This is a genomic window from Arhodomonas sp. AD133, assembly GCF_051195215.1.
Classification (GTDB): Bacteria; Pseudomonadota; Gammaproteobacteria; order Nitrococcales; family Nitrococcaceae; genus Arhodomonas.
The window spans coordinates 24,646-39,467 of sequence record NZ_JBNAZM010000018.1 but is presented as its reverse complement, the minus strand read 5'-3'; the positions used below and the strand labels follow the sequence as shown (position 1 = coordinate 39,467).

The 14,822-nt window shown below is 62.8% G+C and carries 11 protein-coding genes and 1 CRISPR repeat array; of the genes, 2 read left to right on the top strand and 9 right to left on the bottom strand.

What is annotated here, in order from left to right; all coding sequences use genetic code 11:
* Positions 1-91: 91 nt before the first annotated feature.
* The 4 genes from ACPEES_RS12045 to cas4g/cas1g all read right to left on the bottom strand — a co-directional run bounded on the left by ACPEES_RS12045 (position 92) and on the right by cas4g/cas1g (position 7,188).
* Entirely contained in the window at positions 92-1,108 is a 1,017-nt protein-coding gene (locus tag ACPEES_RS12045) for an ABC transporter ATP-binding protein (RefSeq protein ID WP_435103736.1), read from the bottom strand.
* Positions 1,105-2,079, bottom strand: a complete 975-nt coding sequence (locus ACPEES_RS12040; protein ID WP_435103735.1) for an ABC transporter ATP-binding protein — start codon at positions 2,077-2,079, stop codon at positions 1,105-1,107. Before ACPEES_RS12040 ends, ACPEES_RS12045 begins: the two co-directional genes overlap by 4 nt.
* A 255-nt stretch (positions 2,080-2,334) precedes the next feature.
* Positions 2,335-4,928: a CRISPR direct-repeat array (repeat unit 36 nt; unit sequence GCTTCAATGAGGCCTCGGCGTTTTGCCGAGGAATAC).
* Positions 4,929-5,168: 240 nt separating this feature from the next.
* Positions 5,169-5,465, bottom strand: coding sequence for a CRISPR-associated endonuclease Cas2 (cas2, locus tag ACPEES_RS12035; RefSeq protein ID WP_435103734.1), 297 nt, complete (start codon positions 5,463-5,465; stop codon positions 5,169-5,171).
* Between the two features lie 10 nt (positions 5,466-5,475).
* Positions 5,476-7,188 carry a CRISPR-associated endonuclease Cas4g/Cas1g gene (gene cas4g/cas1g, locus ACPEES_RS12030; protein WP_435103733.1) on the bottom strand — a complete coding sequence of 571 codons (1,713 nt, stop codon included), beginning with the start codon at positions 7,186-7,188 and terminating at the stop codon, positions 5,476-5,478.
* 73 nt (positions 7,189-7,261) lie between these two features.
* Here cas4g/cas1g and ACPEES_RS12025 point away from each other — a divergent pair, with 73 nt between their 5' ends.
* Both ACPEES_RS12025 and ACPEES_RS12020 read left to right on the top strand, forming a co-directional pair.
* The gene (locus ACPEES_RS12025; protein WP_435103732.1) at positions 7,262-7,558 is read left to right on the top strand and encodes a ribbon-helix-helix protein, CopG family; all 297 of its coding nucleotides are present in this window, start codon (positions 7,262-7,264) and stop codon (positions 7,556-7,558) included.
* Positions 7,558-7,899 carry a type II toxin-antitoxin system PemK/MazF family toxin gene (locus ACPEES_RS12020; protein WP_435103786.1) on the top strand — a complete coding sequence of 114 codons (342 nt, stop codon included), beginning with the start codon at positions 7,558-7,560 and terminating at the stop codon, positions 7,897-7,899. The genes ACPEES_RS12025 and ACPEES_RS12020 overlap by 1 nt, the downstream gene beginning before the upstream one ends.
* 16 nt (positions 7,900-7,915) lie before the next feature.
* Here the strand turns inward: ACPEES_RS12020 and csb2 (ACPEES_RS12015) are convergent, their stop codons facing one another.
* The 5 genes from csb2 (ACPEES_RS12015) to cas7g all read right to left on the bottom strand — a co-directional run bounded on the left by csb2 (ACPEES_RS12015) (position 7,916) and on the right by cas7g (position 14,719).
* The gene (gene csb2, locus ACPEES_RS12015) at positions 7,916-8,593 is read right to left on the bottom strand and encodes a type I-G CRISPR-associated protein Csb2 (RefSeq protein WP_435103730.1); all 678 of its coding nucleotides are present in this window, start codon (positions 8,591-8,593) and stop codon (positions 7,916-7,918) included.
* 78 nt (positions 8,594-8,671) lie between these two features.
* Positions 8,672-9,556: a type I-G CRISPR-associated protein, Cas3-extension family gene (locus ACPEES_RS12010; RefSeq protein WP_435103729.1), complete on the bottom strand. Its 885-nt coding sequence runs from the start codon at positions 9,554-9,556 to the stop codon at positions 8,672-8,674.
* A complete protein-coding gene (gene cas3g / locus ACPEES_RS12005; RefSeq protein WP_435103728.1) occupies positions 9,553-12,189 on the bottom strand; it encodes a type I-G CRISPR-associated helicase/endonuclease Cas3g in 2,637 nt (878 codons plus the stop codon). The genes ACPEES_RS12010 and cas3g overlap by 4 nt, the downstream gene beginning before the upstream one ends.
* A gap of 5 nt (positions 12,190-12,194) precedes the next feature.
* Positions 12,195-13,550 carry a type I-G CRISPR-associated protein Csb2 gene (csb2, locus tag ACPEES_RS12000; RefSeq protein ID WP_435103727.1) on the bottom strand — a complete coding sequence of 452 codons (1,356 nt, stop codon included), beginning with the start codon at positions 13,548-13,550 and terminating at the stop codon, positions 12,195-12,197.
* A 5-nt stretch (positions 13,551-13,555) separates the two neighbouring features.
* Positions 13,556-14,719, bottom strand: a complete 1,164-nt coding sequence (cas7g, locus tag ACPEES_RS11995) for a type I-G CRISPR-associated RAMP protein Csb1/Cas7g (protein WP_435103726.1) — start codon at positions 14,717-14,719, stop codon at positions 13,556-13,558.
* Between the last annotated feature and the right edge of the window lie 103 nt (positions 14,720-14,822).

The following is a 14,822-nucleotide window of genomic DNA, read 5'->3' as shown; positions in this document are numbered from 1 at the left end:
CGAGCGATGGGTACGATGCCGAGCGGAAAGGACGTCCGTGGGCACTAGTTGGGTGGTGATGGCTGCCCGCTGGTGCGATGGGGGCGTGGGATCACCGATGCAGCCAGCACGCACTGTAGTGCGCGGACCGCGGCTCGAAATCGGGCGGATCGTTCACGTCGCAGAGCCCGGCCATGAAGTGGGGGCACCGCGGGTGGAAACGGCAGGCCGGTGGTGGCGTCAGCAGGCTGGGTGGTTCGCCGCCGGGGACGGGGCGCTCGCGCCGGGCGTTGTCCGGGTCGGGGTCGGCGAGGGCGGCGAGCAGGGCCTGGGTATAGGGGTGCTGCGGGTGCGCCAGGAGGTCGTCTACCGGTGCCTCTTCGACGATGCGGCCGGCATACATCACGAACACCCGTGAGGCGTAATGCCGGACCGTGGAGAGGTCATGGGTGATGAAGGCGAGGGTGAGCTCGCGCTCGGATTGAATGCGGCGCAGCAGCTCCAGGATCTCCACGCGCACCGAGGCGTCGAGCATGGAGACGGGCTCGTCGGCGATGAGCATGGCGGGCTCGAGTACCAGGGCCCGGGCGATGACGACGCGCTGCTGCTGGCCGCCGCTCAGCATGTGCGGGAATTTGCCGAGGAATTCCGCCGGCGGTGTCAGCCGTACCTCCGCCAGCGCCGCCTCGATGCGCCGCTGGCGTTGCGAGCGGGGGCGCACGCCGTGGACGATCAACGGCTCGGCGAGGATGCGGCGGATGTCCATGAATGGCGGCAGCGCACCGTAGGGATCCTGCTGCACGTAGCCCACGCGGGCGCGGTAGCGCTTGAGCTCAGGGCCGCGCAGTGTACTCAGGGGTTGCCCGCCGAAGACGACGTCGCCTTCGGTGGGCCGGTGCAGGCCGAGGAGCGTGCGCGCCAGCGAGCTCTTGCCGCAGCCGCTTTCGCCGACGAAGGCGACTGCCTCCCCCGGCTGTAGCTCGAAGCTCACCCCGTCCACGGCGCGTACCCAACCCGCACGCAGGAATCCCCACTGGCGCAGCTCGAACCAGGTGCGAAGGCCACGAACGGATAGCGCAGCGCCGCCGGAATGGCCGCGGCGTTTGCGGCTGTCGGTGGACGCGCTCATGCGCGGGGCTCCCCGGCATACAGCCAGCAACGCACCGACTCGCGTCCGGCCACGCGAAAGCCCGGCGGATCCTCGGCGCAGCGCCGGAACCGGTGCGGGCAGCGGTCGGCGAATCGGCAACCGGCCGGCGGTGCGGCGAGGCTCGGTGGTTCACCCGCGATGGCGACCGGACGCTCGGCCTGGCGCAGGCGTGGGACGCTGGCCATCAGCAGGCGCGCGTAAGGGTGTGCCGGGTCGCGGAAGAAGGCATACGCGCTCCCCAGCTCCACGATCTGACCGGCGTACATGAGCGCCACGCGATCGGCGAGCTCGCTGGAGGTGGCCACATCATGGGTGATGAGGATGAAGCTGGTGCCGAGCTCGCGCTTGATGCGCTTCAACCGGTTCATGATGCTCGCCTGGGTGAGCACGTCCAGCGCCGAGGTGGGCTCGTCCAGGATCACCAGATCGGGTTCGGTGATGAGCGCCATCGCGAGCACCACGCGCTGGCGCATGCCACCGGAGAGCTCGAAGGGATAACGCGCCAGGAAGTCCGCCGAGACGCCGACGAGCTCGAAGACCTCGCGGGCGCGTTCGGCGGCGCGTGCCCGGGTAGCACCCAGGTGCACCCGCATGGGCTCGGCGACCTGCTCGCCCACCCGTACGACGGGATTGAGCGCGTTCATCGCGGTCTGCATGACCAGCCCCATGCGTTGCCAACGCACCTCCCGGCGGAAGCGCTCCTCGTCGAAGGCCAGCACATCGGTACCCGCCAACGCCACGTGGCCCGTAAGCTCGGCGACGTTGCGCGGCAGCACACGCATCAGCGCCCGCGCCAGCGAGCTCTTGCCGCAGCCGGACTCCCCCAGCACGACCAGGGCCTCGCCCCGATCCACAGTAAGGTTCACACCGTCGACGGCGCGCACGGTCCCGCGGCGGGTGCGGTAGTGCAGATGCAGGTCGTCGACGGCGAGAAGCGGCAATTCCGCCATGCTGGGCCTCTGGTCAGGTGTTCATCTGCGTGTCTGTGCGCGGCCGTAAAGCGGCAGATACCTCTTCGTCCCCACGTCCAGACGCTACATACGCCTTCTCACTCACAGAGTAGGATAGAGACAGCATTTGCTCGCAGCCGCTCGCACACAGAAAGTCGCGGTTCGGGCTCTTGATATCCGGTCTTCCGCAATGCCGGTATAGCGCCCTGAGGTCTCGGCGTTATGCCAAGGAATGCCCGTGCTTGCAGAAAAGGCGGCAGAATGAGGCCTCGGCGTTTTGCCGAGGAATACCCATGCAGTTCTGCGAGCGGGATGAGTCATGACCAAGCTTCAATGAGGCCTCGGCGTTTTGCCGAGGAATACGAAAACGTCGATGAGCTAGGCCTATACAAAACCCATAAGCTTCAATGAGGCCTCGGCGTTTTGCCGAGGAATACGTCGGAGCAAGCCGTCTACGGGTGGCGAAAATCCGGCGCTTCAATGAGGCCTCGGCGTTTTGCCGAGGAATACGAGGCTCCAAGGAAAGGCACAATGTGTTACATAGCGCTTCAATGAGGCCTCGGCGTTTTGCCGAGGAATACTTGAATTTACCGGGAAACGCACCAACCTGGTCAGCATGCTTCAATGAGGCCTCGGCGTTTTGCCGAGGAATACAGGGGCAACGGATGAGCAGCGCAATAGCCTGAAAGGGCGCTTCAATGAGGCCTCGGCGTTTTGCCGAGGAATACTAGTTCACCGCCTCTCGCGGCGCGCGTTGCTCGAAGTCGCTTCAATGAGGCCTCGGCGTTTTGCCGAGGAATACACCGGATCGTTGGAAGTTGGGAATCCAGATCCTTGATGCTTCAATGAGGCCTCGGCGTTTTGCCGAGGAATACTCGGCAAAGCGATCATACGTGCGCTGCTGCGCATCGATTGCTTCAATGAGGCCTCGGCGTTTTGCCGAGGAATACCAGCGGCATCAGGTCGATGATGCCATCTGTCGTATCTGCGCTTCAATGAGGCCTCGGCGTTTTGCCGAGGAATACACTCACCCAAGGCACTAGCGGATCTACAGAACGTCGTCGGGCTTCAATGAGGCCTCGGCGTTTTGCCGAGGAATACGCTGAAGGACTTCGGTGACAACGTCACCTTTGGCCTTCGGCTTCAATGAGGCCTCGGCGTTTTGCCGAGGAATACTCTCGTTGTCCACGAGGTCCGCAAAATCGTCGGTCACGCTTCAATGAGGCCTCGGCGTTTTGCCGAGGAATACATGAGTAGCTCAGTCGCCATCGCCCAATACCTCGCGGCTTCAATGAGGCCTCGGCGTTTTGCCGAGGAATACCATGACAAGGAACGTGTGTGGGATGTGGATCCGGAGGGCTTCAATGAGGCCTCGGCGTTTTGCCGAGGAATACGGCCCGCCTGCTCGAAGACATCGCCATGTGTGGCGCGCTTCAATGAGGCCTCGGCGTTTTGCCGAGGAATACGTTCGCAAACGAGTTCGGCCCACACGGTTACCATGGCTTCAATGAGGCCTCGGCGTTTTGCCGAGGAATACTCCCGACCCCCCCGGACGCGAGCAAGACCGATGAACGTGCTTCAATGAGGCCTCGGCGTTTTGCCGAGGAATACGAAGTTCGGGGTGAATGGCTGACGACGGGGGAAATCGGGCTTCAATGAGGCCTCGGCGTTTTGCCGAGGAATACGCCCGGATGCACGTTGGCGCCCGCATTCCACGAACCCGCTTCAATGAGGCCTCGGCGTTTTGCCGAGGAATACGCGTATTCTCGACGAGATGCGCCGCGACGATCAGATTGCTTCAATGAGGCCTCGGCGTTTTGCCGAGGAATACCGCTTGACAGCTCGCGACATAGTCGGGCCGGACCTTGCGCTTCAATGAGGCCTCGGCGTTTTGCCGAGGAATACGGGACGCTGACGCCAGGAGAAATCGTGCACGTGGCGATGCTTCAATGAGGCCTCGGCGTTTTGCCGAGGAATACCGCGCGACATGCCTTGCTCGTACAGGGGGTTCCAGCGCTTCAATGAGGCCTCGGCGTTTTGCCGAGGAATACCGGATTACGTCGAGGCGCTCTCCGAAAGCCTCTCGATGCTTCAATGAGGCCTCGGCGTTTTGCCGAGGAATACCCTGTGCTGGCGCTCACGCGTATCGGCATCCCCAATGCTTCAATGAGGCCTCGGCGTTTTGCCGAGGAATACAAAGGCCTCTACGAGCTGGCGCTGGCAGACCCGGCGCTTCAATGAGGCCTCGGCGTTTTGCCGAGGAATACAACAGAGGTCGGACAGCTTCGTGCGAATGTTTACGGCTGCTTCAATGAGGCCTCGGCGTTTTGCCGAGGAATACCGCCCATAGCCAGGCCCGACGTGCGTTCGCCAATCCGCTTCAATGAGGCCTCGGCGTTTTGCCGAGGAATACCGCTCGTGTCGGTCACGAAGCACAGCGGCTCGAATGCTTCAATGAGGCCTCGGCGTTTTGCCGAGGAATACTCCGATTCACAGAAGGCTTCGCGATTGCCTCTGGACTGCTTCAATGAGGCCTCGGCGTTTTGCCGAGGAATACGGCGTAAGCGGCGTAAATGATATGGCCAATCGCATTGCTTCAATGAGGCCTCGGCGTTTTGCCGAGGAATACCAGGAAATACCTCCCGGGGTTCCGCGAGCTCGTTCGGCTTCAATGAGGCCTCGGCGTTTTGCCGAGGAATACGGGACGAATGCGTACATCAGCTCTCTGCGCTGGGAGGAGCTTCAATGAGGCCTCGGCGTTTTGCCGAGGAATACATGAGATCGAAGTGGACAATCCGAAGAAGTGGGCCAACGCTTCAATGAGGCCTCGGCGTTTTGCCGAGGAATACAGACTTCCCGGGAGGCCGCTGCACGGGCGCTCTGGGGCGCCGTTTTGCGAGCGTCGGCAGCCAACGGAAGCGCTTCACGCCCAAGCGAGGTCTCGGGACTCGTCCTGGGAAACATAACATCCTGATTGTCAAAGAACGAGTGGGATGCGAGCGTCCCCCCGGGGGGACGGCGTTGCCGGAGCGCTCGCGCGCAGCCGGCAGAGCGCGACGCGGTTGCCAGCCGCGTTCCCACCTTTTCCATTACACGATGACAGCCTGTCGCTGTACAGGTTCGAATTGTGCCTTGCCGAGACTCGTGATCCTCGGTTCCACGTTCTCGGCCGGGCCCATGTCCATGATCAGGACGTGATCTTCGTTGGCGTGGATGATCTCATTGACCATCCCCACGAGCTCGGCGTGCCGGCGATCGTCCAATCGGCATTGGAACACTGAAAGCTGCAGCCAGTCGCCGTAACCGTGCATGAGACGGAAGACGCGGCGCCAGCGTTTTTGATCGGCGATGTCGTAGGCGACGATGTACAGTCGGGGTGCCTTCATGGGGTGCCTCCTAACGGGTCACGAATCCGGGGAACTCCGGCACCTCACCCATGACGTGGCGGGCCGCCAGACGGGCCTGGATTTCGAGAATCCGGCGGTAACTGGCCCGATAGCCGAAGTCCGGGTGACTGATCTCCTGATCCATGCGCTGCTCGATGGTCCCGAGGAACCGTTTCCGGCCGTCCTGGGTCAGGTTGACCGCCGATGCGGCGCTGATGAAGTCCGTGGGGCGCACCTGGCCCTTGTTGATCGCCGTCAGCACGGCGGACTCGGCAATCAGTGGCCGGAACGGCTCCATCATGTCCAGGGCCAGAGCGGGGCGGCCGTAGCGGGGCTGGTGGTAGAAGCCACGGTAGGCATCGAACCCTACGCCGGTGAGCGTGACCAGCCAGGCGCGGACCAGCACGGAATAGGCATAGGAGAGCAGCGCGTTTACCGGGTCCGCGGGCGGCCGCCGGTTTCGCCGGGTGAAGTCGAAGACCATTTCGTCGTCACCGCCCGGCGGGCGGATCATGCGTGAGAATGCGCCGAAATAGCGGGCGGCGGCGGTGCCTTCTATGCCCAGTAGCTCGTCGAGGCGTTCCGCTCGCATCGCCTTGCGGGCGTCACGGCTCAAGTCGTCGAGCAGCGCTTTCGACTCCTCGTCGGGGTCCTTGATATTGCGGCGTAGCAGGGTGCGGCAGTTGACGATCTTGTTGGCCACCAGGCGACGGGCGATGTGCAGGCAGGCGGCGGGGTCGAAGCTGCGCTGATACTGCGCGGTGCGGAGCTCCACGTTCTTGTGACCGGTGCCATGGCTGTGGCCGAGAAACCAGCCGCCATAGGAGTGCCAGCTCACCGGGATCTCCCGGCGCATCAGCTCGTGCAGGGTGGGGGTCGTCAGGTAAACGTTGCCCATGAGCACGACCTGGGAGATGTCGCGAAGCCGCGCCTTGGTGGTGACTTCGTCCTCCACCGAGACTTCGAGGGTTTCGCCCTTCTTCCGCACCGAAGCGCGATGGGCTTGCACATAGAGCGGCATGGCCTCGTCGTTCATCACCGAGAGCGGGCGAACGCCTTCGCTGAGACGCTTGAGGTTATTCACTTCGTCCGGCAGGCAGATAGTGACCAGCGAGCAACGCGGGCACTTGGGGCTGTCCTCGAGCGGTGGCGGGATATGGCCGCCGGCGGCCGTCGCCCGGAGGCCGTTGATCGCGTTCGCGGTGCGTTCGCGCAACTCGTCGTCGAAGGCGATTCGCACCCGCTCCCGGGAACCGCGGAAGTAGAGAATGCCCGCTTCCACCCGGTAGCCGTGTTCCTCCAGCAATAGGCCCTGGACGCAGAGCTGGACCTGCTCCGGCAGATAGGCCCCGTTTTCCACGTGTGGGCGCTTGCCGCGCTTGTAGTCCACGGGCATGGCCTCATCGCCCTCGGTTTCGGCGATGTCCAGCTTGGCGATGAGGCCGAGGCGGTTGGAGGAGAGCGTTACCGAGCGGGAGTGAAGGCGTTCGTCGCTTTCCGGGTCCGGCTCGGGCAGCGGGGTGTCGCGCCGATCCACCCGCCGGTGGACACGGCGCCCGTCCACCGTGTCCCCGGAATCCGCCCACTCGCCCTGCACCCATTCCAGATACGCCAGCCGCGGGCAGTATTCGTACTCGTTGATCATCCTTGCCGGCAGCAATGGCTGGTCGTCGTTGAGCTCGGGAAACGGGAGTGGGAGGTCACGCTGTTGTCGGTCCGTCATGGCGTTGCCGTAACATGTTTCGTGTTACATTACGTAAAGCGATCTGACATGCATCACACGAGAGGGTGGTGCCATGGGCACTCTGAATGTCCGCCTTCCCGATGAGCTGACCAGGCGCCTGGAGCGCGAGGCGGAGCTGAGCCATCGACCGAGGTCGGAGCTTGCCCGTGAGGCGATCCGCGAGTATCTGGAACGCCTGGAGCGGGAGCGCTACCTGGGCGCGTTCGTCGCGGAGGCGAAGGCGGTCTATGGTGATCGGACGCTGCGCGCGGATGCGCACGAGATCGCCCGGGAGATGAGTGTAGCGGAGGCCGAGGCGTCCCGGCCCTCGCCCGCGGATGATGATGCGGGGGAGGATTGGTGGCGGTGATGCGTCGCGGAGAGGTTTGGGTCGCCAATCTCAACCCGAACCGTGGCCGTGAGATCGGCAGGATGCGCCCGGTGGTGATCATGCAGCATGACGCGTTGCTGGCGCTGGAAACGGGCATGGTTATCGTCCTCCCTCTCACTACGCAGGCGCGTGCGTCGATGACGCATTTCCGGCCCCAACTGCCGGCACGGGACCGGCTGCTCCGGGACTCCTTCGTCGTCGTCGAGCAGCCCCGCACCCTGGACGCCGCCTGTATCGGCGACGGTCCGCTGACCACGTTGAGCGCCGAGGAGATGACGGCGGTGGAGCGCGGCCTGTCCACGGCGCTGGGCATCGTGTAGCGCGATCCGCTCACTGTCAGTCCTCCGGTTCCCCGGCTTCCGGCCGGAACAGGCCCAGCCCGAAGTGACAGGCGAAGCCGAGCGCGATCGGCCCGGTTATCGGCTCGGGGAACGTCAGCCTGACGAACTGCCCCCGTGTATCCGGCTGGCGTAGCCGTTTTGGCGTGCTTCGGAAACGCCGGAAGTGCACGGGCCGCCGCGGCGTGCCGCCGACCGTTAGCCGCTCCACCGGCTCGATGCGCGCCGGCTCGGGCAGATTGCGTTGCCGGCACTCACGGGCGATCTGCTCGGCGATGCCGAAGTGCTTCTTCGCGAACCAGGGGTGTAGGTATGGGGTGACGGAGGTCCACACCCGGCTCGTCCCCAAGTAGCAGGACTCGTTCAGATCAGCAGGTTTGCCGTAGTCCTTCATCAGCACTTGCCACTCGAGCCCTTCGCGTTGCCACAGGCGGGTGATGGAATCGAGGGCGTGGATCACCGCTGGTGATAGGCCGGCTGGTGCATGGATTAGCAGGTGGTCGATGTAGCCGTCGTCGTCAGAGTCCTCCGGCAGGTAAAACGCGTGTTCATGGCAATTGCCTGCGGAGAGTCCGTGGCCGGAGAGCACCGCAGGTACGCGACCACCATTTGCCCGGTCGGCGTGGCTTATTGCCGCCTTGCGAGTGATCTCGCCGATGTGCAGGGCGCTTTCCATGGGAGGCAAGGGCGTGCTTGTGAGGGCAAGTCGGACGGTGGTTGCTGTCATAACGTGCGATAACCAAACATGGCTGACCTACCGACGTGTTCCAGTCGTCCGTTGGGCAGGTAGTAGCATGGTGTAATTGCCACTCTTGCCGAACGTGGAACTCCATAGGCTTTCCACCCCCATTCGCCGGGAAAGGCGCCGAAAATCCAATGCACGAAGAAAGCGCACTTCCTCGGGGCCCAGTTCCGCGCTTGCCGACCACAGCCCCCAAAAATAGGACATACCTTGCCCCTCTAGGACTTCGCAGCCGGTGGTAACCGCTCGGTCGCTCCGGGGGAGTACTGGATGCCAGGCCAATGATTCGGCAGCCAGCCATATCCAACCGCTCTTGCCCGCGGGTTTTACTTTGGTCGGAGCGCGTGGTTCGTGAGCGTGCTGGCGGACCGTTGCAGGATCCCACCCGAAACTGGACAGATCTTCATAAGGTCCTCCGAACAAGGCCCTATGAAAGGCACCTTCGGCTTCTTCAGGTGTTTCCAGGGTCGCGGCAATCTTGCGCAGATCAGCGATCAATCGTTGCCGCCCCGATGTCATATCGAGCCGGGTGTAGCGAACCAGGCCATCGTCAGTAACACTCGTATCCGTAGCCCAAGCCGAAAGAAAGGCCAGGGCGCGACGGGGACTGGATGCCCGATGTGCCGCTTCGTCGCATGCCAAACTGTAGTTCTCCGGCGTGACTCCCTTTGCCGTATCAGCCCAGTTCCATTCGAAATCGTTATGACGTCCTTGCATATGGGTGACCAGAACACTCAAGAGGTCCTCGCGATCAGCGAGTCCGTGCAAGCGCGGTTTGGCCTGATCCCATGACAGGCGTACCGGTAACCCTTGGTCCTCGCCGAGCACACGTAGCAAGCCAAGCGTGGCCATGAAACCAATAGGTGTGGTTCCGGGCAGGCCGTCGAGTTCGATCATGCCTGTGCCTCCTCAATGGAGCGCCGGATGTCGGCGGCACGCACCAATAGCTCCAACTCCGCAAGGCGCCAAGGTCCCATCCGCTGTAGCAGATTCGCGAAGGCCGAGGCCCAGCGACCCCGCAGGTGGACTCGCTCTGCGCTAGGCCCATCCTCATCCTCCAGCGGTGGGAACCAGGGTCGGCCGTGGCCGTGGTGAGTGGCTACCATATGGCGAAGCAGGCCGTCGTCATCGTCTAGGTAGTCCAAGGAACAGAGTTCGTGTCTGAAACCGCGTGGCAGACCGGATCGTTCCCGCGCGGCTTTTTGGGCACTGCGACTGCTAAGACCGGATTTCGCCAGTAGCGGGCCGGCTGCTGCCCGCACCGCATCGCCATGAAGTAGAATCTGGAAGCCGTGGATGCGCTTGCCTTCGTCGTGGTTCTTGGCTGCTCGGACAATGCGGTCCCGCTCGGGATGGTTTGCGGCAAGATTGGCGGCATATGCTGCAACGCCGTCACTGTGTTCGTTCAGAGGAACTTTTCTACCGTTGTCGGTACCCCTTGCCGCCGATTCCTCGATACCTTCTCTGCGCAGTACCAGCCAGCCGTCGGGGAGCCATCGATAGCCGAACGTGGAGCCAAGCCTACGAAGCCAAGGATGATCAAGGTCGTTCAAGCGTTTCCTAAGTGCGATACGGGCTGTCTCGATGTGTTCCTCGTCGGGCCCGTCTTCTTCGTCGAAATTGTGCTCGGCGGCGTGAAGAGTTCGAATGGCTTCATGGATTTCCGCGCGCGATTCTGCCGGCATCCAGTGGTCTACCGTCGGATGCAAGCGCAATACGAAAGGGCGTTCCCTGTTGTCCTCGGCTACCGCGCAAGCTTCGCCGATATCTTCTACAGGGCCGGCATGACCAGGCGCCCAGCCGAATGCGTCACAGCCGCCGAGGGAGGCAGGAAGGAGCACGGTATCGCCGGGCACTACGTCGGCGCCGTCGACGATCTCGGCTTCGTCCGCGCCACGCCAGCGCATTACTTTCCCTAGGTGGTCGGAAAACGATGAGCCAGGTTCCTCGGTACCTTCCAGGTCGGAGGCATCACCTCGTCCCTTGCCGGAGAGCAATTCCCGGAAGAGATGAATGGGTAGCTGCAGGGCCTCTCCAAGTTGTGGCGGTCGCTCCAAGACGTGCCCGGGCCAATGTTCTGGTCGTTCTGTATTGAGATCGGCACGCCAGAGCACAGAGACTTCCCGATAGGGTCGGCTTGGCCCGTGCAGCCAAGGCGCAGGCTCCATCCTAGGTGCATCGGGACCGGTTTGTGCAAAACGTTCCAGGTGAGTGGGCAGTAGCCGGGGGCAGTGACTCGCCGACTCTTTCGGGGGTGGCATGGCCTCAAGGAGATGTGCCATGGCCAGAGCCCCGAAGTCGATGCCGCTGTTTTCCTGCGTCGCCTGCTCCAACCATAGCCAGCTCTCACGCAGATCAGCGCCGTAGACTGGCGCCTTGGCCGAATCCTTCTTCTGAAGGAATTTGTCACGGGCAACGATATGGTTGTTGCTCTGCCCCAGTTGGCCGAGGCGATCCACTCGTCCGAATCGCTGTCGCAGCGCACTCAAAGGGGCAAGCTCTGTGACCAGGGCGTCGAAGTCCAGATCAGCGCCAACTTCCACCGTCTGGGTCGCTACGACAAACAGCGGCGATCCTTCTCGGTGTCGGTCGCGACCGGCGTGGATACGTGGTAGCAGCTGGTCCAGGGTTCGTTGGCGGTCATTGGGGCGCACCCGACCGGTGAGCAATACGGTTTCGTGTCGCTTTCCATGCAGCCGTTCGAAGATTCGGCGTGCAGTACGAACCTGGTTTACGACGACGCCGATTACCGCGCCGGAACCGTGCGATGCAGCCACGGTTTCGGCTTGTTCCACCATGGTTGGCACGAATTGCGCGTCACCGCTTGGTGCAGACGTCAGTGAAACGTGTTTGCGGGCGTTGAGGCGTCGTTTCAGCTCAGGGAGTTCGTGGTCCTGTTCCGACAAGGTGAGCATGTCACCGGAATTTTCTCCTGGCGTAGCCGAAAGTCGAATGAGCCGGAGATCGGCTCCTTGGGATGCGGCGGCCTGCACGGTGGCCACGAACGGACTCGAAAGGTGGGCTTCGTCCACCAGGTAAAGGGCATCGTTGCCCACGAAACCGGCGTGCACGGGCCACATGCGCGATGACACTCCGTAGCCCCGGTGAAGAAGTCGGGATCCGACCTGATCGACGGTACTGAGCACGATGGAGACCCGTTCCGGGTACCAAGGCCAACTTTCGTCGGTATGCACTCCGCCACGCAGACGCACCACTTGGAGCTCACCCAGCCGCTGGGCGAGTTCGGCCAGCGGACCGCTAGTTGTATCGGTGAGCGCCTGTCGCAGGCGCTCTGCGCGCAGGTAGGCTTCGTCGACTACCACACGGCGGTCGATGATGAAGAATATGCGTCTTGGCCCTCCATATGCCGCGTGGTAGAGGGCCACGTCGATCATCGCGGTCTTGCCGCATCCTGTGGGAACTCCGACGACTTCCGGGGGACGTCCCGCGCAGAGCCAACGTGCTGCTTCAGATTGCCAGGGAAAGGGACGATGACCGTGAATGGCTTCAAAGAATGTTTCGAACTCCATGGCCGTCATTCCTCCGAGGGCCGGAAAAGCCCGATCCCGAAGTACCGTAAACGCCCGGCGATCACCGGTCCCTGCACCGGCTCCGGGAAACGGATCAAGGCATGGAATCGGGGCAGGCGGATGTTGTACGCCTCAATTGAGGGAGCTCCCTGCCAGAACGGGCGGGATAGCACGTATATTTCTTCTGGTTCGGGATAGCCCGCACGGCTCAAGCTGTCGCCTATGGCCCGCGCATACGCATCAGTATTGCGTCGTTTGGGGAGCCGATCGGGAACAACTGGAGTCGCCGTGGTCCACTGCCGTGCGGGGCGTATCCAGGTTGCCGGCATTAGCGCCACGGGTGGTTGTCGTTCCGGATCGGGAGGTTCTACCGGTACGCGGCGCCCGTCTGGAAGCTGTAGCCCTTCGTTCTGTACTGTTCCCATTGCCTGCAGAAAAGTGAGCCGGTCCTCTTCGCTCATGTCACGGGGGAGGGCGGTTGCCATACCGAGGACACGTCCGCGTGCGTGACGATGGCCGATATCCCCTAGAGATAGCCACGCCACGTGAGTGCGGTCGGACCGTCCCAGAATTGCCGCCGGCGGAGAATCCTTGCACGCTTCGAGCACCGTGGTACGCATCGCGGCTGCGAGCATTTTGGCCGAGCCCAGGTCGTGGGTGATATGAGCGAGGCGCAGGATGTGCACGGTGTCAAAGGGGCCACTGGCCGTAGCCGTCCATCGCCTCAGGTCGCGGTAACCGCTCAATGGTTCCAGTCCGGAAGGCGGACGCCGGACATCAGGATGTTTGCGATGGTAAAGGGCTTCCAGCTCCTGCAACCGACCCGGAGCGACTACTCGGAAGTACTCATCGCCCTCTGTGCCTGGCTCGAAATCAGGCTCGTTCAGCTCACCGCGATACGCACGCGCCACGGCCATGGAGTGGGAGGTGCCCACATGCGTGAGGCGCCCGCAAAGTCCGTCCAGCATGTCCACTACTGAGGCCGGTGCATCGGTGTCCCACCCATACCGCACTACCGGAATGCCGAGTGGATAGGCGACTGGGAACTGACGCGGTTTGCGCACTCGAAACAGGGGGTGCTCCACCACTTGTTTTTGGGTATTGAGATCTGCTGGTGGCACGTAATTTGTGGGTGCCGGGCTCCGGTCGGCCGCCGGTGTTTGGATCATCGGTGGCGCCTGTCGTTCTAGCCATTCCAGAGCCGGGCGGGCTTGGTCTAGACTGCCTTCCCCGTTGCCGGCTGCTGCCACGAGTGCAGAGAACAGTCGGGAAGGATGGGGCGGCCATTCCGGCTCTTCTGGGGCATGGCTGCTCGCCGCATAGCAGCGCCCACCGGGAAAGGAGACCTCGACCACCAGCACGTCGTCTACTCCTCTTCCGCTTGGGCTGTCTCGCGGCTTCGGCGCACGAGTACCTGTAACCGGTCGTCAGCGGTTACCGACATGGTCTCGCGGCGCCAGGCGAGTCCCACTTCTTCTGCTTCTTCGAGGCTACGTTCGAGCAGGGCGCGCGCGTCGTTCGGCCCGATGGCGAAGTGTTCCACCTCCTCTAGCGTGCGGCCCACAACCTCCAGGGTCGGCGTGCTCGTGGGAATGAGGTCGCAGCCTGAGCGCAGGAAGTACCCGGCCTCCATCTGTGCCAGTAGCCCGTAGAGTCCGAGGGCCACTGTGCTGACTTGACCCGCGCGGTCCCTTTGCAGGTCGAGTTGCCCCTGATCGTCCTCAAATCGGAGGCGACGTACGGCGGCCAGGGAGACGAGTGAGCTCTGCAGTGCATAGCGAATGGAGGCGCCGCGTTCCTCGGTGCTCGGCACGTTGCCAAGGCCTACATCGGACGGGTTTTTATCCTTCTTTTCCTTGGCATGTTTCTTGTCTAGCTCAAAGACCCGTTCAGGATCCTGGCTTTCGTACACAGGCCCAGCGCCCTTGCGGATATCCATGGGGTCGAACTTCACTGCCCCCCGCTGCGCTGGGATCGCATCGACCCCGACGATTTCGGAGGTGACCACGCGGGGGATCTTGGCGCTTAGCGGTCCGCCGCCGCTGTGGCTGTCCCAGCCGCCCAGTACCAGTGTCACTGGCGCATGCACATGAAGGCCGGTGGCCCGCTCCAGCCGTGCTCCGTATATTGCTTTACCGACATCGGTCCGTTTGAAAGGGATGCCGTCCTGTTCCGTCAACAGCAACGCCGCGTCATAGACGCGATGGGACAGTTGCAGGATGGAGTAGTGTTCTTGGCCCATGGGTGAAGGCACGGTAATTTCGATATCCGGGTATCGAATGTCGCCCCGGCGATGGGCCGCAAGCAGGGCCTCTTCGATGCGGTTGGATTGGCTCTGCGGTGAATCGAGCACCACTATCTGTCGGCGCTCATCTTCGATCCACGCTTCTCGGAATATGTGTCCGCCACCGCCGTAGGTGGGCGGATAGACGAGTCCACCTGAGCCGGTGGGTTCCAAGTGCTGTTGAATCCGAAGCATGGAGCCATGGGCTAGCGCTTCTTTCAGGTTCTTCCAGGTTAATGCCTGCATGGTGGCCCCCTCTCAAATATCCCTTTCGATTGTCAGTGGTGTGTTATCCGCTAGGCGGTTGTCTGGACTGTGGCATACGGGGTAGCTCACAGGGTGAGCCAGC

Excerpts from the sequence above, each read along its gene's own strand:
- csb2 (WP_435103730.1), bottom strand. The coding sequence starts at position 8,593 with ATGGAAAGCGCCCTGCACATCGGCGAGATCACTCGCAAGGCGGCAATA.
- cas4g/cas1g (WP_435103733.1), bottom strand. The coding sequence starts at position 7,188 with ATGACGGACCGACAACAGCGTGACCTCCCACTCCCGTTTCCCGAGCTC.
- ACPEES_RS12025 (WP_435103732.1), top strand. The coding sequence starts at position 7,262 with ATGGGCACTCTGAATGTCCGCCTTCCCGATGAGCTGACCAGGCGCCTG.
- ACPEES_RS12045 (WP_435103736.1), bottom strand. The coding sequence starts at position 1,108 with ATGAGCGCGTCCACCGACAGCCGCAAACGCCGCGGCCATTCCGGCGGC.
- ACPEES_RS12020 (WP_435103786.1), top strand. The coding sequence starts at position 7,558 with ATGCGTCGCGGAGAGGTTTGGGTCGCCAATCTCAACCCGAACCGTGGC.
- ACPEES_RS12010 (WP_435103729.1), bottom strand. The coding sequence starts at position 9,556 with ATGATCGAACTCGACGGCCTGCCCGGAACCACACCTATTGGTTTCATG.
- cas7g (WP_435103726.1), bottom strand. The coding sequence starts at position 14,719 with ATGCAGGCATTAACCTGGAAGAACCTGAAAGAAGCGCTAGCCCATGGC.
- cas2 (WP_435103734.1), bottom strand. The coding sequence starts at position 5,465 with ATGAAGGCACCCCGACTGTACATCGTCGCCTACGACATCGCCGATCAA.
- ACPEES_RS12040 (WP_435103735.1), bottom strand. The coding sequence starts at position 2,079 with ATGGCGGAATTGCCGCTTCTCGCCGTCGACGACCTGCATCTGCACTAC.
- cas3g (WP_435103728.1), bottom strand. The coding sequence starts at position 12,189 with ATGGAGTTCGAAACATTCTTTGAAGCCATTCACGGTCATCGTCCCTTT.